This is a genomic window from uncultured Pontibacter sp. (assembly GCF_947499215.1).
Taxonomy (GTDB): Bacteria; Bacteroidota; Bacteroidia; order Cytophagales; family Hymenobacteraceae; genus Pontibacter.
Genome location: NZ_CANMNI010000003.1, coordinates 599,642 through 620,529 on the forward strand (window position 1 = coordinate 599,642; position 20,888 = coordinate 620,529).

General features: G+C 51.0%; 23 protein-coding genes. 13 read left to right on the plus strand and 10 right to left on the minus strand.

Going from position 1 to position 20,888, the window contains the following annotated elements; translation table 11 throughout:
- The first annotated feature begins 28 nt into the window (after positions 1 to 28).
- Positions 29 to 1,294, plus strand: coding sequence for a PAS domain-containing protein (locus tag Q1A04_RS16480; RefSeq protein WP_299708190.1), 1,266 nt, complete (start codon positions 29 to 31; stop codon positions 1,292 to 1,294).
- Positions 1,295 to 1,317: 23 nt separating this feature from the next.
- Complete coding sequence (locus tag Q1A04_RS16485; protein ID WP_299708192.1) at positions 1,318 to 1,683, plus strand: histidine kinase; 366 nt, start codon at positions 1,318 to 1,320, stop codon at positions 1,681 to 1,683.
- Between the two features lie 65 nt (positions 1,684 to 1,748).
- Here the strand turns inward: Q1A04_RS16485 and Q1A04_RS16490 are convergent, their stop codons facing one another.
- From Q1A04_RS16490 to Q1A04_RS16515, 6 genes are all read right to left on the minus strand, one after another.
- On the minus strand, positions 1,749 to 2,747 hold the full coding sequence (locus Q1A04_RS16490; RefSeq protein WP_299708194.1) for a beta-ketoacyl-ACP synthase III: 999 nt from the start codon (positions 2,745 to 2,747) through the stop codon (positions 1,749 to 1,751).
- Between the two features lie 134 nt (positions 2,748 to 2,881).
- Complete coding sequence (gene plsX, locus Q1A04_RS16495) at positions 2,882 to 3,826, minus strand: phosphate acyltransferase PlsX (protein ID WP_299708196.1); 945 nt, start codon at positions 3,824 to 3,826, stop codon at positions 2,882 to 2,884.
- 50 nt (positions 3,827 to 3,876) lie between these two features.
- Positions 3,877 to 4,074, minus strand: a complete 198-nt coding sequence (gene rpmF / locus Q1A04_RS16500; RefSeq protein ID WP_162426976.1) for a 50S ribosomal protein L32 — start codon at positions 4,072 to 4,074, stop codon at positions 3,877 to 3,879.
- A 56-nt stretch (positions 4,075 to 4,130) separates the two neighbouring features.
- Positions 4,131 to 4,679 carry a DUF177 domain-containing protein gene (locus tag Q1A04_RS16505; protein WP_299708203.1) on the minus strand — a complete coding sequence of 183 codons (549 nt, stop codon included), beginning with the start codon at positions 4,677 to 4,679 and terminating at the stop codon, positions 4,131 to 4,133.
- Between the two features lie 66 nt (positions 4,680 to 4,745).
- Entirely contained in the window at positions 4,746 to 5,768 is a 1,023-nt protein-coding gene (gene pdxA, locus Q1A04_RS16510) for a 4-hydroxythreonine-4-phosphate dehydrogenase PdxA (protein ID WP_299708205.1), read from the minus strand.
- A 7-nt stretch (positions 5,769 to 5,775) separates the two neighbouring features.
- Positions 5,776 to 7,209 carry a M17 family metallopeptidase gene (locus Q1A04_RS16515; protein ID WP_299708207.1) on the minus strand — a complete coding sequence of 478 codons (1,434 nt, stop codon included), beginning with the start codon at positions 7,207 to 7,209 and terminating at the stop codon, positions 5,776 to 5,778.
- A 157-nt stretch (positions 7,210 to 7,366) separates the two neighbouring features.
- Between Q1A04_RS16515 and rsmA the strand changes: the two genes are divergently transcribed.
- The 5 genes from rsmA (at position 7,367) to Q1A04_RS16540 (ending at position 11,652) form a co-directional block, all read left to right on the plus strand.
- The gene (gene rsmA, locus Q1A04_RS16520; RefSeq protein ID WP_299708209.1) at positions 7,367 to 8,146 is read left to right on the plus strand and encodes a 16S rRNA (adenine(1518)-N(6)/adenine(1519)-N(6))-dimethyltransferase RsmA; all 780 of its coding nucleotides are present in this window, start codon (positions 7,367 to 7,369) and stop codon (positions 8,144 to 8,146) included.
- 4 nt (positions 8,147 to 8,150) lie between these two features.
- The gene (mgtE, locus tag Q1A04_RS16525; RefSeq protein WP_299708211.1) at positions 8,151 to 9,503 is read left to right on the plus strand and encodes a magnesium transporter; all 1,353 of its coding nucleotides are present in this window, start codon (positions 8,151 to 8,153) and stop codon (positions 9,501 to 9,503) included.
- Positions 9,504 to 9,507: 4 nt separating this feature from the next.
- On the plus strand, positions 9,508 to 10,452 hold the full coding sequence (locus tag Q1A04_RS16530) for an NAD(P)-dependent oxidoreductase (protein WP_299708213.1): 945 nt from the start codon (positions 9,508 to 9,510) through the stop codon (positions 10,450 to 10,452).
- Positions 10,453 to 10,772: 320 nt separating this feature from the next.
- Complete coding sequence (gene greA, locus Q1A04_RS16535) at positions 10,773 to 11,246, plus strand: transcription elongation factor GreA (protein ID WP_299708215.1); 474 nt, start codon at positions 10,773 to 10,775, stop codon at positions 11,244 to 11,246.
- A 4-nt stretch (positions 11,247 to 11,250) separates the two neighbouring features.
- On the plus strand, positions 11,251 to 11,652 hold the full coding sequence (locus tag Q1A04_RS16540; RefSeq protein ID WP_299708217.1) for an HIT family protein: 402 nt from the start codon (positions 11,251 to 11,253) through the stop codon (positions 11,650 to 11,652).
- Between the two features lie 73 nt (positions 11,653 to 11,725).
- Here the strand turns inward: Q1A04_RS16540 and Q1A04_RS16545 are convergent, their stop codons facing one another.
- From Q1A04_RS16545 to ruvC, 4 genes are all read right to left on the minus strand, one after another.
- Complete coding sequence (locus Q1A04_RS16545; RefSeq protein WP_299708219.1) at positions 11,726 to 12,787, minus strand: MlaD family protein; 1,062 nt, start codon at positions 12,785 to 12,787, stop codon at positions 11,726 to 11,728.
- A complete protein-coding gene (locus tag Q1A04_RS16550) occupies positions 12,788 to 13,561 on the minus strand; it encodes an ATP-binding cassette domain-containing protein (protein ID WP_299708221.1) in 774 nt (257 codons plus the stop codon). It lies immediately after the preceding gene.
- A 13-nt stretch (positions 13,562 to 13,574) separates the two neighbouring features.
- The gene (locus Q1A04_RS16555) at positions 13,575 to 14,378 is read right to left on the minus strand and encodes an ABC transporter permease (RefSeq protein WP_299708223.1); all 804 of its coding nucleotides are present in this window, start codon (positions 14,376 to 14,378) and stop codon (positions 13,575 to 13,577) included.
- A 213-nt stretch (positions 14,379 to 14,591) separates the two neighbouring features.
- Complete coding sequence (gene ruvC / locus Q1A04_RS16560) at positions 14,592 to 15,158, minus strand: crossover junction endodeoxyribonuclease RuvC (RefSeq protein WP_299708225.1); 567 nt, start codon at positions 15,156 to 15,158, stop codon at positions 14,592 to 14,594.
- Positions 15,159 to 15,183: 25 nt separating this feature from the next.
- Between ruvC and Q1A04_RS16565 the strand changes: the two genes are divergently transcribed.
- The 6 genes from Q1A04_RS16565 (at position 15,184) to Q1A04_RS16590 (ending at position 20,759) form a co-directional block, all read left to right on the plus strand.
- Positions 15,184 to 16,173 carry a lysylphosphatidylglycerol synthase domain-containing protein gene (locus Q1A04_RS16565; protein WP_299708227.1) on the plus strand — a complete coding sequence of 330 codons (990 nt, stop codon included), beginning with the start codon at positions 15,184 to 15,186 and terminating at the stop codon, positions 16,171 to 16,173.
- Positions 16,173 to 17,315: a glycosyltransferase gene (locus tag Q1A04_RS16570; protein WP_299708229.1), complete on the plus strand. Its 1,143-nt coding sequence runs from the start codon at positions 16,173 to 16,175 to the stop codon at positions 17,313 to 17,315. The genes Q1A04_RS16565 and Q1A04_RS16570 overlap by 1 nt, the downstream gene beginning before the upstream one ends.
- Entirely contained in the window at positions 17,308 to 17,565 is a 258-nt protein-coding gene (locus tag Q1A04_RS16575) for a hypothetical protein (protein WP_299708230.1), read from the plus strand. Before Q1A04_RS16570 ends, Q1A04_RS16575 begins: the two co-directional genes overlap by 8 nt.
- 241 nt (positions 17,566 to 17,806) lie before the next feature.
- Positions 17,807 to 19,030, plus strand: a complete 1,224-nt coding sequence (locus Q1A04_RS16580; protein ID WP_299708231.1) for a PP2C family protein-serine/threonine phosphatase — start codon at positions 17,807 to 17,809, stop codon at positions 19,028 to 19,030.
- 5 nt (positions 19,031 to 19,035) lie between these two features.
- Positions 19,036 to 19,671 carry a polysaccharide deacetylase family protein gene (locus Q1A04_RS16585; RefSeq protein ID WP_299708232.1) on the plus strand — a complete coding sequence of 212 codons (636 nt, stop codon included), beginning with the start codon at positions 19,036 to 19,038 and terminating at the stop codon, positions 19,669 to 19,671.
- The gene (locus tag Q1A04_RS16590) at positions 19,668 to 20,759 is read left to right on the plus strand and encodes a glycosyltransferase (RefSeq protein WP_299708233.1); all 1,092 of its coding nucleotides are present in this window, start codon (positions 19,668 to 19,670) and stop codon (positions 20,757 to 20,759) included. Before Q1A04_RS16585 ends, Q1A04_RS16590 begins: the two co-directional genes overlap by 4 nt.
- Positions 20,760 to 20,888: the final 129 nt, after the last annotated feature.

Here is a 20,888-nt window from a genome sequence, read left to right on the forward strand (position 1 = left end):
TTAATTTTATTGATTATAAACCGCATTTATGGATTTTAAGCAGGTATTTGAGCATGTGCCAGAAGCCATTGTGTTGATTTCCCCCGATATGAAGATTATGGGGGCAACTAATCTTTATCTGGAAACCACCATGCGCAGCAGAGAAGACATTATAGGGAAGCATTTCCTTTTGGAGGCGTTTCCCGAGCCTTCTGTAGCGTATGAGGACAACCCTGTTCGCATTTCTATAGAAAGAGCCATCCAAACCAAAACGAAGGATTGGTTGGATGTACTCCGCTACGATATCGCCCGTCCTGACGGGAAGGGGTATGACGTTCGCTTTTGGGAAGCGTCTCACACTCCAGTGCTGGACGGCAGGGGCGAGGTGCAATACGTGATACAGGAAACTAAAGACGTCACTGAAAGAGAGAATGCTAAACTGGCCTTAATAGAAAGTGAGCACAAGTTCCGCTTTATGGCTGACTCCATGCCACAGCTTATTGATGCGGACGATGCTGCAGGCAACTCAACCTATTTCAGCAAGCAATGGGAAAACTACACCGGTATACCTGTGAAGGAGCTTTTAGAGGATAAATGGAAAGAGGCGATACACCCGGATGATTTGCCGGGCGCACTGAGATCGTGGCAGCAGGCCTTGTCATCGGGTGTAGAAAGCCAAATAGAAATACGCATCCGCGATAAAGAAGGCGACTACCGCTGGTTCCTAAGCCGCTACCTGCCTATGCACGATGAGCAAGGCAAGATCAAGATGTGGATCGGCAGCTGCAGCGATATTCATGATACGAAGAAGCTGGTGGAGGAATTGCTGGCTACGAACGAGCAAATGTCTGAGTTGGCCGATCAGGTGCAGTTGGCCTACCGCAAAGCCGAGAACGAAAGGGCAACCTTGGAGCGACTGATCATGCAGGCTCCCGTTTTCTTCAGCATATTAAAAGGGCCGGAGCACCGCTTTGAACTGCTAAACACTAAATACCAAGCGCTATTCCCGCACTTGAAATTGGAGGGCAGAACGGTGGCTGAGGCACTTCCGGAAGTAGCCGAGCAGGGTTTTGTGGATGTGCTAGATAATGTCTATAACACAGGGGAGACGTTTTTGGCCGAGGACATTATGGTGAAGCTGGCCAACTCGGAAGGTAAACTAGAGGATAATTACCTGACTTTTACCTACCAGCCCCTGTATGACGAGAATAATCAGGTCACAGGTATACTGGTGGCGGGTTTCAATGTGACCGACAAGTTCATTATGAAGCAGAAATTGCAGGAACTTGGTGTTTCGGTAGAAAACATACAGTAAAACAAAGAGGGAGCATAGAGCGTATGAACGCAGCGCAGGTAGATTTTCAGCAGATCCGGATTAAACATATACTGTTTAAGTCCAAAGTGCGCTCTGTGCTGTATGGTGGGGCACTTGATAATGTTTTCTTTTCTGATGCAGGTCCGATTAGCCAGTGGTTTGTACAAGTAGGTAACACAAAGTATGCGGGAGAGCCGGAGCTCTATACCTTGCAGAAAACGCACAAAGACCTCCTCTCGAATGCACAACACCTTTTCAGTCTGTACAGAAACGGAAATATCGACCAAGCCCACGCAGGTATGAAGGATATCGAAAAATTGTCGGACAGGTTTCAGGAACTGCTGGCACAGATTGAAAAGCGGCTGGCTTTGCGAGCCGATCCTGTGTAAGACACATATAGCATGAAAACAGAAAAAGCGGCTCTAAGCCGCTTTTTCTGTTTAACTAGATTTTGTTATTTCGGGTCATAGGCCCACTTCACATAAATGGCTCCCCACGTGAAGCCACCGCCGAAAGCGGCTAGAATAATGTTATCGCCTTTTTTCAGCTGGTTCTCATACTCCCAGAGGCAAAGCGGAATAGTACCGCTGGTGGTGTTGCCGTAGCGCTCAATGTTGAGCATTACTTTTTCGCTGCCCACGCCCATACGATTGGCCGTAGCGTCGATGATGCGCTTGTTGGCCTGATGCGGCACAAGCCAAGCAATATCTTCTGATTTTAGGTTGTTGCGCTCCATCACTTCCGCCGATACGTCGGCCATTCCTCTCACGGCGAACTTGAACACCTGCTGCCCCTCTTGGTAAGCGTAGTGCTCACGGGCCAAAATGGTATCCATGGTGGCGGGCTTGCGGCTACCGCCGGCTTTCATGTGCAGGTACTGTGCGCCAGAACCGTCAGATTTGAGTACAGCGTCCTGTATACCGTAGCCGTCTGTATTCGGCTCGAGCATCACAGCCCCGCCGCCATCACCAAAGATGATGCAGGTAGTACGGTCTGTATAGTCGATGATGGAGGACATCTTGTCGGCACCTACCACGACTACTTTTTTATACTGGCCGGACTCTATGAATTTGGAGGCGGTTGCCAGTGCAAAGAGGAAGCCGGAGCAGGCGGCCTGCAGGTCGTAACCGAATGCATTTACAGCGCCGATTTCAGCTGTGATGAGGTTCGCCGTGGCCGGGAAGACCATATCAGGAGTAGTGGTAGCGCAGATAAGCAGCTCTACCTCTTCCGGTTTTGTATTTGTTTTTTTGAGTAAGTCCAATACTGCCGGCACAGCGATGTGAGAGGTACCCTTTCCCTCGCCCTTGAGAATGCGCCTTTCCTTTATCCCGGTACGTGAGAGGATCCATTCATCATTCGTGTCCACCATTGTCTCCAGTTCCTTGTTCGTTAGCACGTAATCCGGAACGTAGCCAGCCACACCTGTGATAGCGGCAGTAATTTTACTCATCTTGTAATCGGTCTAAGTGTTGGAAGTTTAAGACGGCAATATAATAAAAAAAACTTGGCACAAACTGTCAGTACCGCAAAAAGAGTAACTGAAACAGTTTATGCCAAGAAGTATTGTCGGCCGAAGCCAGCGCCTTATTGGGCGCCCGTATGCTTTTTGAATCGCTCTGACAGGTTCGAAGCTACCATCTTCTGGGCCTGCAGTACCATGTTGCAAATGGCTATCGGGCTTGACACCCCATGGCCAATTACGGCATTGCCGTTGATACCCAGAATCGGGCTACCGCCTACCGCCTCGTAGTTGAACTTGTCGAAGAAAGGATCGTGCATGTTCTTCTCGTTGAGGATGTCGTAGATGGACTCCGCCATTTTGAGGATGATGTTACCGGTGTAACCGTCGCATACAATCACATCGGCTTTGTCGTTGAACATATCGCGTCCTTCGATGTTACCGATAAAATTGATACTCGGGTTGGCTTTGAGACGTTGGTGGGCTGCCTGCGTATTCACAGTGCCTTTGCCTTCCTCTTCGCCAAGGTTCATCAAACCTACTTTAGGCTTTTCAATGTCCAGTACGTACTTGGCGTAAATAGAACCGATCTCGCCGAACTGTTCCAGCACCTCCGGCTTACAGTCGGCGTTGGCGCCTACGTCAAGCATGATGCCGAAACCACCATTGAGTTTAGGAACCAAGCCACCGATAGCGGGGCGAAGGATGCCTTCAACGGCTTTTACGCTAAACATGGAACCTACCAGCATGGCGCCTGTATTGCCTGCGCTACAGAAAGCATGCGCTTTCCCGGCTTTCAGCAATCCATATCCAACAGCGATGCTAGAGTCAGGTTTCTGGGTCAGGGCTTTAGTGGGGTGTTCCCCCATCTCAATCACCTGCGTGGCGTTCACCACCTTTATGCCAGTTCCTGTGTATCCATATTCTTTCAACAGCGGACTGATTATGTCCTCCTTGCCAATCAGCAGGATTTCATAGTCCTTATCGAGCTGCTCTGCGGCTAACATGGCACCTTTTACATTTGCTTCGGGTGCGAAGTCGCCGCCCATAGCGTCCAGGGCGATCCTCATGTACTGGATGAAGTTAAATTATACAGAACTAAAACGGGTGTAGGCTAAGCTTACTGGGCGTTAGTTGTATAATTTTTGATCGCCAGTTTGCCTTTGTGAAACAGGTCGCCCTCAACCACATAAGCGTGGTGGAACAAGTGAGGAGTGTCTGTAGTAGGGCAGATAGCAATCGCTTTCTCAGAGAGCTTGTAGTGAGTTCTTCTCTTATCTCTTCTGGTCTTCGAAATCTTGCGTTTAGGATGTGCCATTTTTAGTTAAAAATTTTACTTGCTATTATTTTATACTTTTTTAATTCTACTGCTTGTTAGTTCAGGTTTTTCAAAGCGTCCCAACGTGGATCAACATTATCATCGTCATCTCCATCGTTGTCATCGCCTTCATGATCGCCGTCCTTGCGTGAAGAATAGATTAGGATATCCCTTTCGTCCTCTTCATCCTGCTCCTCCACAAAACGCGGGTGAAGCTTTTTCATGGGCAGCGACAAACCTATGTAATCATACAGGTGCTGTGCCACGTTGAGCGTCTGCGTCTCGGGCGTTATCTGCCACAAGTCCTCATCCAGCTCCATGTTCTCCGGGCCGTATTTGATACGGAGCGTCTCTTCCACATCCACCGGCTGGTCAAACTCTTCCAGACTGCGGTCGCAGGTAAGGCGCACATGCCCTTTGATGTCAAAATGCAGCGTCAGCAGCGACTCGTTCTTATCGAGCTCTACCTTTGCCAGTAGCTTTCCCCCCAGTATGATCTCCTGCTCAAACAAAGCAAAGAATGAATCGTCCATCTCAAACTCATAAGAATGTTTCTTATTGCTGAGTTTGGCTATGCCGATTTCGTAGTCTCTAAGCTTTTTCACTACCGTGTTTTTATTGCAAGACGCAAAATTAGAACATTATTTTGATAAATAAAATAGCTACCCTATTTATAAAGCGTGCATTTGCTCTGTCTGGCGCTTTTTTATGATGTCGCAGGCAAGGAACAACGCTTCTCTGAAAGAGGTTTCATCGGCTGTGTGTTTGCCTGCTATGTCGTAGGCCGTGCCGTGGTCAGGTGAGGTGCGCACGATCGGCAGACCGGCCGTGTAGTTCACCCCGGTTTCCATGGCGAGGGTTTTGAAAGGGATTAGCCCTTGGTCGTGGTACATGCTCAGCACCGCGTCAAATTGCTTGTACATGCGCATGCCAAAGAAGCCGTCGGCCGGGTAAGGGCCGAACACCAAGTGGCCTTTGTCTTTTAGGTGCATCACTGCCGGACGGATAATCTCCAGCTCTTCGGTTCCTAGCAATCCTTTTTCACCGGCGTGCGGATTCAGACCCAACACAGCGATGCGTGGTTTCAGAATGCCGAAATCGCGGCGGAGGGACTCTTGCAGGATGGTGATCTTGCGGATAATCAGATCGAAGTTAATCTTGCTGGCTACCTCTTTTACAGGTATATGCCCCGTCACGGTGGCGATACGCAGGTCGTCGCTCACGAGCAGCATCAGGCTGTCGGCGGCGTCGAAGTAGGAGGTCAGAAACTCGGTATGGCCCGGGAAGCGGAATTCCTCGGACTGAATGTTGTCCTTATCAATCGGTGCGGTTACCAAGCCATCGAGCAGACCGGCCTTCAGATCCTGACAGGCGGCCATCAAAGAATCAAGCGATGCCTTGCCAGATTCTGGCTTGGGTGTGCCCGGCTCTACGGCGATGTCCTCTTCCCAGCAGTTGATCAGGTTGATCTTCTTTGGTACAAGCTCCTGCGCAGAACCCACTTGCTGATAATGGAAATGCTCAGCGCTCAAGGCCTTGCGCACCTTGTTGATCACGCCGGCGGATCCGTAGATCACCGGGGTGCAGAAGTTGAGGATGCGCTGGTCTGAAAGGGTTTTGACGATGATCTCCGGGCCTATGCCGTTCGTGTCGCCGATGCTGATACCTATTTTTGCTTTTTGTCTGTTGTCCATTTTTTGCTTAGTTAGCCTGCGAGCTAAGGTAGTTGTAAACGAGGCGCACGCCCGAACCGGTGGCCAGTTTGCCACGGTATGAATCTTCACCTAATAAATAGGCGGTACCGGCGATGTCGAAGTGCACCCAAGGGTAGTCGGTGAAATATTCTAGGAACACGCCCGCCGATATAGCGCCCGCCTCGGCTCCACCAAGGTTCTTGATGTCGGCTATATCGGACTCGATGTGCTTCTTGTACTCATCCCATAGTGGAAATTCCACGATGCGCTCGTGCTCTGCCTCACCGGCTCGCTTCAAGGCGGTCATTACTTCGTCTCCGGCATTGCTCATGGCTACTAGACCTTCTTTGCCTATGGCGCGGGCCGCGGCTCCAGTCAGGGTGGCCATATCGATCACGAGTTCCGGCTTATACCGTTGCGCAAAGCTCAGGGCGTCGGCTAGAATTAGACGGCCTTCAGCGTCGGTATTAAGCACCTCCACAGACATTCCGTTGTGCATGGTGATGACGTCACCCGGCGCATAAGCCTTGCCGCCCGGACGGTTATCCGTGGCAGGTATAAGCGCGATCACGTGCAGTTGCACATTGTTTTTGGCAAGCGCATACATGACGCCGGACACAGTAGCCGCACCGGCCATATCGGACTTCATGTAGTCCATGGACTGCGGCGTTGGCTTCAGGCTGAGTCCGCCGGTGTCATACACCACGCCTTTGCCAACCAGTATGTAAGGCTTCGCGTTTGTTGCACCTTCCGGCTTCCACTCCAATATGTTAAAGGTAGGCGGTTCTTCGCTGCCTTGGTTCACGGCCAGCAAACCGCCCATTTTCAGCGACTGTATCTGCAGCTCGTCAAACACCTGCGTGGTAAAACCGGCTTTTTCGCCCAGTTCTATCAGTTGCTCGCTGAACTGCGTGGCGCTTTGGTGACTGTTTGGCTCGTTTACCAGATCGCGGGTAACGGTCACGGCGTCGAGTACGTTTTGCAGCTCCATCACATCAAACTCCGACAGGTTCTCGTCTGTCAGCACAATGGTCTGCAGCGGGCTTGGCTTGTTGTTTTTAGTCTTATACTTCTGGAACTGGTAGTTGCTCAGGTATAGGCCCTCGGCTAGGTATGGACTGGCGTCTGATTTGGTTAGGTCCTGAATGGCCAGCTCTTCCACCTTGTCGGCTTTGAGTTGCTTGAGCAGGGTATAGCCGGCTTGGCGCAGTGCCTCTCTGGTGGCATTCTGGTTTTTCTCCTCCTTGGACACCACCACGTATACCCGTTGGGTATAGCGGTTCAGAGAAACGATCTTCGCTTCCGCTTCCAGCTGACGTTTTAGGTAGGCGGTTTCGTCTGAGCTCAGCTCTGGGAGCGAATCCGCCTGATCAGCCCGCACAATCAGGGCTACGTCTGTATTTTTACCTACCGATGTATTGTATTTGAGTTGTGTTGGCATTTGTCATTCGTATCTTTGAGTGCGCAATATAGTAAGTATATAGTGTAATGCGAAAAAGCCCGGGCACAGGTATGGCAATCGGGCGACGCATATAAATAAGGTATAACGGGTTTTCGGCGAAATTGTCTTGAGCAGCCGGGAACATAACGCATAGCAGGTGAGTAAAGTAAGTCCAAAGAAGCACTTGGGTCAGCACTTTCTGGTTGATCAGAACATTGCCCGCAAGATTGTGGAGCAATTGACCTTGCCCGGCGGGGTGGAGGATGTGCTGGAGATCGGTCCCGGCATGGGGGTGCTCACGCAGTACATGCTCGAGCACAAAGAGTATCGAACCACAGTGCTGGACATCGACCGCGAGTCCATTGCCTATTTGCAGCAGCATTTTCCGGCTTTGGGCGACCGCATCATTTCGGCTGACTTTCTGAAGACTGACCTGAGCAAGCTGTTCCCGGGCAAGTTCGCCATCATCGGCAATTTCCCTTACAACATCTCAAGTCAGATCTTTTTTAAAGTGCTCGAACACCGCGACGTGGTGCCCGAGGTGGTGTGCATGATCCAGAAGGAAGTGGCCGAGCGCCTCGCCTCGCCTCCGGGCTCCAAAGCCTATGGCATCCTAAGCGTGCTTTTGCAGGCTTTCTATACCATAGAGTATAAGTTCACGGTGCACGAAAACGTGTTCCACCCGCCGCCCAAAGTGAAGTCCGGCGTCATTAGTGTGGTGCGCAACGACCGGCAGAGCCTGCCTTGCAGTGAGAAGCTCTTTTTCTCTGTTGTGAAGAACAGTTTTGGAACAAGGCGCAAAACGCTGCGTAACTGCCTCAAAACATTTAACCTGCCGCCAGAAGTAACGGCGCAGCCTGTTTTCGACAAGAGAGCGGAACAGCTGTCAGTAGAGGATTTTATAGCATTGACCCAGCTCGTAGAGCAGAACACGTAATACCATGCAGGTAGAGATCACACGCGAATACATAGACCAAGTAGAAGAGGCGATAGCACGCGAAGACAAAGGGTTCCTTTTGGAAACCATGTCTGAAATGTATCCGGCGGATATCACTACCGTGCTCTATGAGCTCGATACCAACGAGTCCAAGTACGTGTTGGACCTGTTGCCGCCAGAGGTGGGGTCTGAAATTCTAAGTGACCTCGATTACGACATTCGCACGGATTTTCTCGCCTATTTCACGAGCCCTGAGATAGCCCGCTACGTCAACCTGATGGACTCGGATGACGCCGTGGACATTCTGAATGAGATGAATGTGCAGCGGCGTGAGGAAGTGATCGCCCTACTCGAAAACGAAGAGAAGGCGGACGACATTCTGGACTTGCTGCACTACGAGGAAGACTGCGCCGGTGGTCTGATGGCGAAAGAACTCATCAAAGTGAATATCAACTGGCGTGTGCGGCAGTGTATTGAGGAGATCCGGCGACAGGCCGAGGATGTGGAACGGATCTATACCGTGTACGTGGTCGATAACCGCGATAAGTTGGTAGGCCGATTGAGTATCAAGACGCTGTTGCTCTCCAAAGATGACAAACTGGTAAAAGACATTTACAACGAAGATGTGATCTCGATCGAGTCATTCCGGGACGAGAACGAAGTGGTGAGCGTGATGCAGAAGTACGACCTTGAGGCAATACCTGTCGTGAACATACAGGGTAAACTGCTCGGGCGCATCACCATCGACGACGTGATCGATGTAATGCAGGAGCAGGCTGAACTCAGCCGCCAGCTCATGACGGGTATCTCGGAGAATGTGGAGGAAGATGACAGTGTGTTCCGTATCTCGCGCTCCCGTATACCTTGGCTTGTGATCGGTATGGTGGGCGGTTTGCTGGCGGCGCAGTTCATGGGTTTCTTCGAAGCCGATATCGCCTTGTTACCAGCCTTGGCGCTATTTGTGCCGCTTATCACGGCGACGGGTGGTAACGTGGGTATACAGTCCTCGTCCATCATCATCCAAACGCTCTCTTCCAACGCCGTGATCTTCGAAAACTTCGCCCAGCGTCTCCTCAAGCTCATCATGGTAGCATTTCTGAACGCCCTCATTATCTCGGCGCTCGTTTTCGGTTTCACCTACCTATTCCGACAGGATTTGAAATTGTCGATAGTGGTTTCGGTCGCACTGTTCTCTGTAGTGATGTTGGCCTCCCTGATGGGTACGCTCACCCCAATGCTACTCGACAAACTGGGAGTGAATCCCGCTGTTGCCGCCGGTCCTTTTATTACGACGGCAAATGACTTATTGGGGCTGGCGATTTACTTTGGTGTAGCGCATATGCTGTATGAATTGTAAGGCCATGACCAACATCCTTATCATCGACGAAGTGCACGACAGTCTATTTCCCATGCTGGAAAGGATGGGTATGGCCTATGATTACCGCCCGGAGATCAAGCCTATGGAAGTATGCGAGGCACTGGTGGGTTTTGAAGGGCTGATCGTGCGGAGTAAGATGCGAATCACAGCGGATACCATTAAGCTGGCTGACAAGCTCAAATTCGTGGCGAGGGCAGGGGCAGGTCTCGATAACATTGATGCCGAAGCGCTGCAAGAGAGAGGTATAGCACTGTTCGGGGCCAATGAGGGCAATCGGCAGGCGGTGGGCGAGCATGCCTTGGGTATGCTGCTGAGTCTTATGCGCAACATCACCCGAGGCGACCGGCAGGTGCGTGACAAGGTATGGCTGCGCGAGGAGAATAGAGGAGAGGAGATCAGCGGTAAGACTGTAGGGATTATCGGATACGGGAACATGGGGCAGAGCTTTGCCCGCGTGCTGAGCGGATTTGGCTGCCGCCTTGTGGCATATGATCGGTTTGCGCCAGAGAAGATCGAAGCACCGGCCGAACCGGTTTCGCTGGAAGTACTGCAGGAAGAGGCAGCTATTGTGAGTCTGCATATACCTTACACACCTGAGAATCGTGCCTTTGCGGATGATGCCTTTTTCAGTGGCTTCCGTAAGCCAATCTGGTTCATGAATACATCCCGTGGCGAGGTGGTGGACCAAATGGCGCTGGTGGAGCACTTAAAATCCGGCAAGGTAAAAGGTGCGGCCTTGGATGTGTTGGAGAACGAAAAGCTACATACCCTGACCGAGCTTCAAGCCCGGAACTTTGACTACCTAAGCCAAGCCGATAACGTGGTGCTCACACCACACATCGCTGGTTGGACCCATGAGTCCTATGTAAAAATTAACGAGGTGCTGGTAGCTAAAATACAGCAGCTAAAAGAAGCCGGCAAGCTTTGAAAAGAATACCTGCTAGGCGCCTGATCTCCCGAGCAGGTTCTTCGTATAATAGGTATGGCGAAGGATTAGAGGGCATTTTAAGGCGAAGAAATAAGTCTCGCTGAAAAATTTTGTATTCAAATAAATTTGTATATTTGCTCAACACAGCGCCACCGGGGGATGCCCGTGAGCCTGTGGCTTACCCAGACCACCCGATATATTTATAGATTGCCGGGCTGAAGAAGAAGAAATTAATCATCTACATATTAGGCAAAAAGAACGGTTATGTTTGACATAGCCGTTCTTTTTGTTTTTGTGTTTTAAAACGTGAAGACAGTATTATGAGCAACATTTCTTATTACACCGCTGAAGGTTTACAGAAGCTGAAGGAAGAGCTGCACGACCTAAAAACAAAAGGCCGCTCAGAAGTGGCCCGTCAGTTGGCTGAAGCACGCGATAAAGGCGACTTGAGTGAGAACGCCGAATACGATGCCGCCAAAGATGCGCAGGGCCACTTGGAACTGAAGATCGCCAAGTTGGAAGAAGTGGTGGGCAATGCCCGCCTCATCGATGAGTCCAACCTAGACCTGAGCAAGGCCCTGATTCTCTCTAAGGTGAAGATCAAGAACCTGAAGAACAACATGGTGATGGACTATACCTTGGTGGCGGAAGAAGAAGCGGATCTGGCGTCGGGCAAGATCTCGGTGAAGTCACCTATCGGTAAAGGCCTTTTGGGTAAGTCGGTAGGTGAAAAGGCTGAGATAACCGTGCCGGCGGGTAAGATTGAGTTCGAAATTTTGGAAATCAGCCGCTAAGCGTATGGAGCCATCTATCTTCACTAAAATTGTAAAAGGCGAGATTCCCGCTTACAAAATAGCCGAGGATGATCGCTATTTGGCCTTTCTGGACGTATTCCCGACCACCAAAGGCCATACCCTTGTCATACCCAAGCAACAGATTGACTACCTGTTCGATCTGGATGATGAGCTATACCTTGGCCTGATGGCATTCGCCAAGAAAGTGGCAGCTGCTGTGGAGAAAGCCGTGCCCTGCAAGCGCATAGGTGTTGCCGTGGTAGGCTTGGAAGTGCCGCATGCACATGTCCACCTCATTCCAATCAATAAAATGGCCGATATGAACTTCGCCATTAAGCAGCAGTTCAGCAAAGAGGACTTTGAGAAAACGGCGGAGAAGATCCGGAAGGAATATGAGGCTGCTTAAGTATAGCCTGAGTATTTATAACTGAAATAAAAAAGGGGCGAATCTCATAAGATTCGCCCCTTTTTTATTTCAGTTATCGTTGCCGTACCGTATCGGGTTGCTGTTGGTGCAGGGTGTCCTGCGGCTGTACCTGTTGAACGGGCTGAGATTGTTGCTCCTCTTTTTGCTTTGCCTCCTCCTTTGCTTGTCGTCTGAAAAAGCCTCTTAGCAGGAAATTGTTTTGCAAAGCCTCCATGTTCTGGTCCAGCTTTTCGGTGCCGGTTTCGAGGTTCTGCATGGTGCTTTGCAGCTGACGGGCGAATTGCTGGTCGTTAAGTAGCACGCCCACCGCACTATTGCTGTTGTTGAGGCGGCCGCTGGCGGTGCGCAGGTTCTCCGTTATCTCTGAAGTAGAAGCAGTGGCCTCTTCCAGTTGCGTCATGGATGTTTTCAGTTGCTGAAATACTTCTTTGTCAGTTACCAACTGATTGGCCAGTCCGTCGGGGGCGTTCAGTTTGTTCGTGAAAGAGGTAAGTGCTCGAGATGCGCTTACGGTGCTTTGCGAGGTACGCTCCAAGTTGGCCACCATGGAGCGGAGGTCGTTGGCGAGCGTAGAGTCCGTCAGGATAGCGCCGATGGTGCCTTCGCCCTGCACAATCTTGCCGCTGAGCTCCTTAAAGTCGTTGGTGATCTCCACCAAGTTCTTGTTATTCTTCTGGAGCGTTTCCATCAGATCGTCGGTGTTGAGCGGGTTCTGGGCCTGCAGACGATCGCCGTTTTCTATTGGGGATGCCTGCTGGCTGCCACCATCTATTACGATGTTTTTGTTGCCGATGAAACTCTCGGAGCTGATACGGGCCACGGCGTCCTTGCGGATGTACTCCTGCACCCGCTCCTCAATGTTCATTACCACTTCCACCTGCGAGTTGCCGTAGAGGTTAATGGCTTGGATGGTACCGATCTTCACGCCGGAAAACCATACGTTGTTGCCGGTTTTAAGGCCAGCCACGTCATCAAACACCGCTTTTACCTCCAAGGTGCGGATGAACCGCTTCTGCTGTCCGGCCAATGTGAAAATGCCCGCCACCAAAATGACGATTCCGATGAAAACGAATATGCCTACGATGACGGAACGCTTATTGTCTGCTGCACTCATTTAGTCTATAAAGTTATAATTGTAAAAGGCTTTCACCCGCTCATCTTGCGTCGAGAACACTTCATCGAAAGTGCCTTCACGCTGAAACTGCCCGTCTAGCAGCATGACTACCCGGTCGCCGACTGCGCGGGCGCAAGTAAGGTCGTGTGTAATGATAATGGATGATGTATTGAATCTACGTTGTACTTCGTTAATCAGGTTATTTATATCCAAACAGGTAATCGGGTCGAGACCGGCTGTAGGTTCATCGTAAAGCATAATTTCCGGCCTCAGGATCAGGGTGCGGGCTATACCGATGCGCTTGCGCTGTCCGCCGGAAAGCTCTGAAGGCATTTGGTTGATGCTCTGTGAAAGACCCACCGCCTCCAGCACTTCTTCGATGCTCCGGTCGCGGTCAGCCTTGCTGAGCTCTTTCATGTGTCGCACCAGCGGGAATTCAAGGTTCTCATACACCGTCATGCTGTCGTAGAGGGCGCTGTTTTGGAAAGAGAAACCAATCTTCAACCGTAACCTATCCAGCTCTTTCGGAGTGAGTTTGTCCACTTCCTGCCCCAGCACGTTGATCACGCCTTCGTCGGGCCGCAAAAGTCCTGCGATGATCTTGATCAGTACGGACTTGCCCGTACCGGAGCGGCCCAGCACCACGAGGTTTTCGCCTTGGTATAGATCCAAGTCCACACCCTTGAGCACCTCAAAATCATCGAATGCCTTTTTGAGGCCTTGTATTGAAATGACCTTGTTGCTTCTGTCTATTTTCGGATTCAGAACTTTCATGCTATACCTTGCTTTAAATGCCGCGTATCGCGTTTACAATCTGCAGAATCAGCAATTCTTCTATAAATATCAGGAACATGGCCGTCACCACCGCCGAGTTGGCCGCCTTGCCTACGCCTTCGGTGCCTTTAGAAGAGTTATAACCTTTGTAGCAGCCTACCATCCCGATCGTAAAACCGAAAATGACCGACTTTACGGAAGACGAAATGATGTCGAGGAAGGTGATGGCGTCAAACACCTGCGTGAAGAAAGTGGTAAGGCTAGTGAGTTCGTTTTGGCTCACGTTTACAAAGCCGCCCATCAACGCCACAAAGGTAGTATACATGGTCAGGGCCGGGATCATGAGGGTAGTGGCCAGCACCCGGCTCACGACCAGAAATTTGAAGGGGTTGGTGGCCGACACTTCCATGGCGTCGATCTGCTCGGTCACGCGCATAGAGCCCAACTCCGCGCCTATACCTGAACCCACTCGTCCAGAGGCGATGAGGGCCGTTACAAGCGGTGCCATGGCACGCACGATGGCCACCGAGATCAGGGCCGGCAGCAGGGCCGTCGCGCCCAGATCGGCCAGCGAGGGACGTGACTGGTTAGTGAATACGATACCGATTATAAAGCCCGTGAGGGAGATCAGCGGAAGCGAGCGAACGCCCACCTCGTAACATTGCCGGATGATCTCGCGGAACTCGTAAGGCGGCACAAATACTTCTTTGAAGAAGCGGGCAATGAAGGCATAAATGCTGGCCAGTTCTATAAATATCCGGTCCATTCTGCGGGAGAGGACATATTTACGGCCAGACTTATTATTGCTTGGATCCATTTAACTGCGGTGAAAACTGGTACGCGGGTGCAAACTACGATAAAAAATCACAACAGGCTACCAGTACATAGGTTTTAGACTACATACGGAAGATGCTCAATAATGAATAATGATTAATGAGGAATGAATAATGGTTATTGAAGAATGAGTAATAGTGAGTGATTAATGATTCTTGAATTACTAATCATCACTCATAATTCATTAACTCATTAATCAAAGCATTCTCTCTGGGTTGTCGATTACGAAGCTCTTCCAAGATTTGCCGCCCTGTTTGGCATTGTTGCCCTTCTGGTAGTGGTGGCAGAGGGCGACGGACAGCGCGTCGGTGGCATCGAACATTTTCGGGTCGGGCTGGATTTTGAGAATCTGCACCAGCATGCTGGCCACCTGCTCTTTGGAGGCGTTACCGTTTCCGGTTACCGACTGCTTTACTTTTTTGGGGGCGTACTCCACGTAGGGGATGTCGCGGGAGAGGGCGGCGGCTATGGCAACTCCCTGTGCGCGACCCAGTTTGAGCATACTTTGCACGTTCACGCCAAAGAAAGGCGACTCGATGGCCAGTTCGTCGGGCAGGTATTCGTCGATGAGCTGTATCATGCGGTCAAAAATTTTCTTTAACTTGATGGCGTGGTTGCTGTAGCTTTTCAGGTGAATAACGCCATACTGCACTACCTTTACCTTGGAGCCTGTCACTTCGATCAGGCCATAGCCCATCACTTGTGTACCCGGGTCAATACCAAGAATCAGTTTATTAGGAGGAAGTGCGGAAGAGTAAACCATAAGAGGCGCAATTTAAGACAATATCTTGAACATTACCCGCAACAGAAGGTTCCTTTTAGTCGTCGGCAAAATTGTCGTGGTGCTACTCACGCTGTACTTTCTGTACCTAGCCATTTTCACGGCACCCGACACCTTGCTTACATGGCAGGGTATACTGCAATCGGCCCGCCAAAGCGATTATACCTTTCTGCTGATCTTGAGCGCCCTGCTTATACCTGCCAACTGGGGACTGGAAGCTTGGAAATGGAAAATACTGGGACAGAAGCTGGAGCCTATTTCCTACCTGCGAGCTTTCCGAGCCGTAATGGTAGGGCTCACGCTCGGCTTTATCACCCCCAACCGACTGGGCGACTACGCGGGCCGTGTGCTGGAGCTCAAAAGCAAAGAACGGCTGGAGGCGATCGGGGCGGTCTTCATAGGAAGATTCTGTCAGCTGGTAGCCACCGTGCTGGTTGGTTCGCTAGGTCTGATCTACTTTGCGCTTCTGATTTATTGGCGGGAGTATCCGGGTATCTGCCTAAGCATTTTCTTTTTGCTGCTGGTACTCAATGCGGCTCTGCTCTTGCTGCTTTTCAACGCGCGCGCCATGGTGGCGATGGTAGCTGCGGTAGGCCCGCTGCGCAAGTTGGCTAAGTATGTGGCCATCATGGGCAGCTATACCTTCAGGGAGATGAACAAGGTGCTCATGCTCTCGCTGCTGCGCTACTTTGTATTTCTGCTGCAATTTGTGCTATTGCTTGTTTTGTTTGAGGTGCGGCTGAGTCCGCTGGAGTATGTCAGCGGTGTTTCTACTGCATTCTTCCTGAAATCAGTGGTACCCTCGGTGTCACTGCTGTCGGACTTGGGGGTGCGGGAATTGTCAGCGATGTACGTGTTCGGACTGCTGGGGCAGGAGCGACTGCAGGTGCTGAGCGCCAGCCTGAGCCTTTGGTTGCTCAACATCGTGGTGCCAAGTGCCATCGGTTTGTTCTTTGTGCTGCGCCTGAAACTGAATAAAAGGGGAGGGGCCGCCTGATGTTCGGACTGCTGCTCCTGCTTTCGCTGCTCGTGTACGGCTGGATTATCATGCGCTGTTTGCTGGCTTGGAAGCGCCTGCCCGTACCTACTATACCTACTACCAACTACACACCTGCTACAAAACTCACTGTCATTATACCTATCCGGAACGAGGTGCGTCATATACTGAATTTACTGCGCGATCTGGAAAAGCAAAACTATCCGGCGGAGCTGTTTGAGGTGCTGGTGGTAGATGATCACTCCGATGACAATACCGCCCATTTAATAGAGGAATTTATACCTGAGTCAAAGCTGAGTCTGCGCCTGATTCGACTTGCTGCGCATGGGGCTGGAACCGGCAAGAAAGCCGCTATCAAACTAGGTATAGCGCAGGCAAGCGGCGAGCTGTTGGTCTTTACTGACGGCGACTGCCGGGTGCAGCCTGATTGGCTGCGGCTGTTCGCTTATACCTATACTTCCAGACAAGCCATTTTTATTTCCGGGCCGGTGGTTTTTCACCATACCCATACCTTGCTCGAGCGCATGCAACTGGTCGAGTTCGCCTCGCTGATCGGAGTGGGAGGGGCTTCGATTGGCTTAAAGCAACCCAATATGTGCAATGGTGCTAATCTGGCTTATACCCGGCGGGTGTTCGAAGAAGTGGGTGGTTTTGCCGGAAACGAAGGTATAGCCAGTGGCGACGATGAGTTTCTGCTGCACAAAGTCTGTCAGCTATACCCTGATCGCATTGCTTTTCTGAAGCACGAAGGAGCCACCGTGTATACAGAAGCCCGCAAAACGGTCAGCAGCTTTATCTCGCAACGAGTGCGCTGGGCGAGTAAGTGGCGGAGTTATCAGCGTTGGCATGTGAAATTGGTGGCCCTTAGCGTGTTTGCCGTAAACCTTTTGCTCTTTCTGGCGATACCTGCCGTGCTCGCTGGCTGGCTGTCTTTGTGGACTTTTATAGTGGCCTATACTGTTAAGTTTGCGATCGACTTCCTGTTCTTAAACCGTGTACTGGCTTTTATGCGTCGGAAAAATTATCTGATTTATATGCTGCCCTTGCAGCTTGTTTACATACCTTACGTACTATATACCGCTATACGTGGCCTATCAGGCCGCTATCAATGGAAAGGCCGAACTATCCGACACCATGACTGAGAATGAATTTGCCATAATGGACGAGCTCTATTTCGTGACGTCCTACCCAGACCTCAAAAGCACCAGCGCCCTCTCAGACCAAGAGCTCTGCGCCGCCCTGCGCGACCTCATTGCCAAGGGCTACATCAGGATCCTGTATCCTGATCCTGACACAGAGTATGCGTACGACGAGACCACATTCGGGCAGCATTGTCAAGACTATTATTATCTGGCCACCAAGGCTGGGTTGGTTGTGCACAATTCCATTTAGTTATTTTCATTCAAACATTGCGCAGCCTTTTTCGCGCAATTCAAAACAAAGACATAGGCGATGTGGTTGCAAGGTTTATACTGTGACTAATACTTATTATTTCACAGGATTTTGTGGGCTAGATAAAGAATGCGGTTGATTTTTTGTAAATTTACACGGTATATGCCTGCGTGTCAGGTATAGCTGGCGCGGAGATGCTCCCATGTGCGGGCTGTGCGCCAACCATAAACTATGAAACTGAATGCCTGATATAATCGCACCGAACGTACAGCAAGAGCTAAACCTCAAAAAGCTGGAATTATCGGCCCTGTTGGAAATTACGCAGGCGATTAACGATAACTTGCCCGAAGAGGCGCTTTACAAAATATACCGCTTCACGCTGCTGGCTCAGTTGCAGATTAACCGGCTGGCCCTGTTCGTGCACGACGAGAAGTGGGACTGCAAAGTAAGTTTCGGCACCGATCTGGAAGCCGCCAAGCAACACCTGCCCGAAGCTATTCTGGAATTGAAGGAAATCACTCGCATGTCCAAGCTGAGCGTGGACAAGAAGTGGCGAAATTTCGAGATCGTGATCCCGATCCTTCACAATGGCAAAGTACTCGCTTTCGTCATGATCGGAAAGATTCAGCCTTACTATACCAATATCGAGGCGCTCAACTTCGTGCAGACGGTCAGTAACATTATGCTCGTGGCGATCGAGAACCACCGCATGGCCCGGCAGCGACTAGCGCAGGAGTCTATTCGCAAGGAGATAGAGATTGCCCGCGAGGTGCAGTCCATGCTTTTCCCGAAGAACCTGCCTAACGACAAAGACGTGGCCATCCATGCCAGCTACATTCCGCACTCTTCCATCGGAGGAGACTACTACGACTTTATTGAGATCGATCAGGACCAGTTCCTATTCTGCGTGGCCGACGTGTCGGGTAAGGGCGTTCCGGCTTCGCTGCTGATGTCGAACTTTCAGGCGGGGCTGCGTACCATTCTACGCCAGACAGCCGACCTAAACACCGTAGTGTCGGAGCTCAACCATTTGATCTACCGTAACGCGATCGCCGAGAAGTTCATCACGACTTTTGTAGCGATCTTTAACCGAAAGACACGCGAGTTGAGCTACGTAAACGCCGGTCACAATGCGCCGATCCTGCTCTACGAAAACAACACACACGACCTGCTCAACGACGGCTGCACCATGCTGGGCGTGTTCGATGTGCTGCCTTTTATGAACGTAGGCAAGATCCATGTGCCACACGATGCCGTACTGCTATGCTACACCGATGGCCTCACCGAAGTTTTTGACGAAGACGAGTCTGAGTTTGGCATTGAGGGCACGATCGAGTTTATGCAGAAGAACCGTTTCCTAAGTTCTAAAATGCTGCACCTGCAACTGCTCAACGCCATCAACCTTTTCAACGAGGACGCTTCTTTCGGTGACGACATCACCCTGCTGTCGTGTAGGTTTAAATAGTAAAAGTGCTCCGCCTCTACAAAACACCCGCGTTGCTTCGCAGTCTGCTGCCCGGTTATACTTGGCGGAAGGAAGAACAGGGGAAGGTGCTATACCTGACTTTTGATGATGGGCCCATACCGGAGGTCACGCCTTGGGTGCTGGAGCAACTCGCGCAGTATAAGGCCAAAGCTACTTTCTTTGCTGTGGGCGAGAATTTGGTTAAGCACCGCGATGTGGCCGAGCAGGTAGTGGCGCAGGGGCACCGGCTGGCCAACCATACCCATAACCATTTGCGGGGCTGGGAAACATCTCTAAACAGCTACTTGGACAATGTGCAGCGCTGTCAGGATGAGTTGCAACATTTGAACCTGTCAGTAGGGCAAAATAATCTTTTCCGTCCACCATACGGGCGCATTACACTCAAGCAGGCCGCGGCGCTGAGACCAGACTATGAACTGGTGATGTGGGATGTGCTCACCAACGATTACGACAGGAGCCTGAAACCGGAAAAGTGCCTGCGCGAGTCCATCCGTTGTACCCAAAGTGGTAGCATCATCGTATTCCACGACAGCCTAAAGGCTCAGCGAAACATGCAATACGCCCTACCCCGTTTCTTAGACCATTTTACCGCACAGGGCTATACCTTCCAGATCCTATGACTGTATCGGTAGCCTATTTCATACTTTACTTCCTGCTTTTTCTGGTCCTGCTGGCCCTGCTGCTCTTCAACCGAAAACGCTATCCTATTCGGCCAACGGACACCCCCCACGTCAGCATCCTGATTGCCGCCCGAAACGAAGAGCACAATATCCTGAACTGCCTACATGCCATTGAGGGCCTAAACTACCCTAAGGATAAGCTGGAGGTGCTCATCGGCGATGATGGCTCCACAGACAACACGCGGGCACTGGTGGAGGAGTTCATAAAAGACAAGCCCGGCTATACCTGTATCACTATCAAGGGTACAGTAGGGCGGGCCAAAGGCAAGGCCAACGTGCTGGCGCAGCTGGCTCACCGGGCTACGACTGACCTTTTCTTGTACACAGATGCCGACATACAAGTGCCTTCAGGGTGGGTGCAGGCGATGCTGGCAGGACTGAGCGGAAAGGTGGGGGTTGTTACCGGACTGACTACCGTCGCAGGCGAGAGCCTGTTCTTCCGACTGCAAAGCATGGATTGGCTGTACTCGCTGGGGTTGATGCAGACCGTCAGTGATATAGGTCTGCCCGTGACTACCATGGGTAACAACATGCTGCTTACCCGCGAGGCCTACCAGGCTGTAGGTGGCTATGAGAATATTAAGTTTTCCATTACGGAGGATGTGGCCATTTTCAACCAAGTTCTGAGACGCGGGTTCGATTACCGGAACATCTATGACCGCAGCGTGCTGGCGCTGTCGGCTCCTGCGGCTACTTTCTGGCAGTTGCTTGAGCAGCGGAAGCGCTGGATGCGCGGAGCGACGCACCTGCCCGCCTACATGTTTGCCATACTGGTGATGCACTCAGCCTACTACCCCGTGCTGCTGCCTTACTTCTGGCAGGCGTCCGTAGGTATCGCCAGTGCAATTTTTCTGGCCAAGCTGTTGCTGCAGAGTACCTACCTGCATATCTGTCTTAGGCGTCTTGGGCTGCGCATACCTTGGTGGCAATATGTCGTTTTCGAGCTGTTCATGGTAGTGATCAGCATTATCTTTATTATCTACTTTTTTACACCCACCAAAGTAAAGTGGAAGGGAAGGAGGTATTGAATGAGTCTCGATTTCTAAGTCTTGGGTTGAGAAAGACCGTGAAGGGAAAGTTTGCGACCTATCCGAATCATGTACAAAACAATCAACAATCAACCAGTAAAGCAACCCGCCCTCTTAGCTCGTAGACCT

Bases quoted from the DNA above. Each gene is read 5' to 3' on its own strand.
- Q1A04_RS16545 (WP_299708219.1), bottom strand. From the start codon at position 12,787: ATGAGTGCAGCAGACAATAAGCGTTCCGTCATCGTAGGCATATTCGTT.
- Q1A04_RS16570 (WP_299708229.1), top strand. From the start codon at position 16,173: ATGTTCGGACTGCTGCTCCTGCTTTCGCTGCTCGTGTACGGCTGGATT.
- Q1A04_RS16530 (WP_299708213.1), top strand. From the start codon at position 9,508: ATGACCAACATCCTTATCATCGACGAAGTGCACGACAGTCTATTTCCC.
- Q1A04_RS16490 (WP_299708194.1), bottom strand. From the start codon at position 2,747: ATGAGTAAAATTACTGCCGCTATCACAGGTGTGGCTGGCTACGTTCCG.
- Q1A04_RS16590 (WP_299708233.1), top strand. From the start codon at position 19,668: ATGACTGTATCGGTAGCCTATTTCATACTTTACTTCCTGCTTTTTCTG.
- mgtE (WP_299708211.1), top strand. From the start codon at position 8,151: ATGCAGGTAGAGATCACACGCGAATACATAGACCAAGTAGAAGAGGCG.
- Q1A04_RS16480 (WP_299708190.1), top strand. From the start codon at position 29: ATGGATTTTAAGCAGGTATTTGAGCATGTGCCAGAAGCCATTGTGTTG.
- rpmF (WP_162426976.1), bottom strand. From the start codon at position 4,074: ATGGCACATCCTAAACGCAAGATTTCGAAGACCAGAAGAGATAAGAGA.
- Q1A04_RS16515 (WP_299708207.1), bottom strand. From the start codon at position 7,209: ATGCCAACACAACTCAAATACAATACATCGGTAGGTAAAAATACAGAC.
- Q1A04_RS16580 (WP_299708231.1), top strand. From the start codon at position 17,807: ATGCCTGATATAATCGCACCGAACGTACAGCAAGAGCTAAACCTCAAA.
- ruvC (WP_299708225.1), bottom strand. From the start codon at position 15,158: ATGGTTTACTCTTCCGCACTTCCTCCTAATAAACTGATTCTTGGTATT.
- Q1A04_RS16555 (WP_299708223.1), bottom strand. From the start codon at position 14,378: ATGGATCCAAGCAATAATAAGTCTGGCCGTAAATATGTCCTCTCCCGC.
- Q1A04_RS16540 (WP_299708217.1), top strand. From the start codon at position 11,251: ATGGAGCCATCTATCTTCACTAAAATTGTAAAAGGCGAGATTCCCGCT.
- Q1A04_RS16550 (WP_299708221.1), bottom strand. From the start codon at position 13,561: ATGAAAGTTCTGAATCCGAAAATAGACAGAAGCAACAAGGTCATTTCA.
- Q1A04_RS16485 (WP_299708192.1), top strand. From the start codon at position 1,318: ATGAACGCAGCGCAGGTAGATTTTCAGCAGATCCGGATTAAACATATA.
- plsX (WP_299708196.1), bottom strand. From the start codon at position 3,826: ATGAGGATCGCCCTGGACGCTATGGGCGGCGACTTCGCACCCGAAGCA.
- Q1A04_RS16575 (WP_299708230.1), top strand. From the start codon at position 17,308: ATGACTGAGAATGAATTTGCCATAATGGACGAGCTCTATTTCGTGACG.
- pdxA (WP_299708205.1), bottom strand. From the start codon at position 5,768: ATGGACAACAGACAAAAAGCAAAAATAGGTATCAGCATCGGCGACACG.
- greA (WP_299708215.1), top strand. From the start codon at position 10,773: ATGAGCAACATTTCTTATTACACCGCTGAAGGTTTACAGAAGCTGAAG.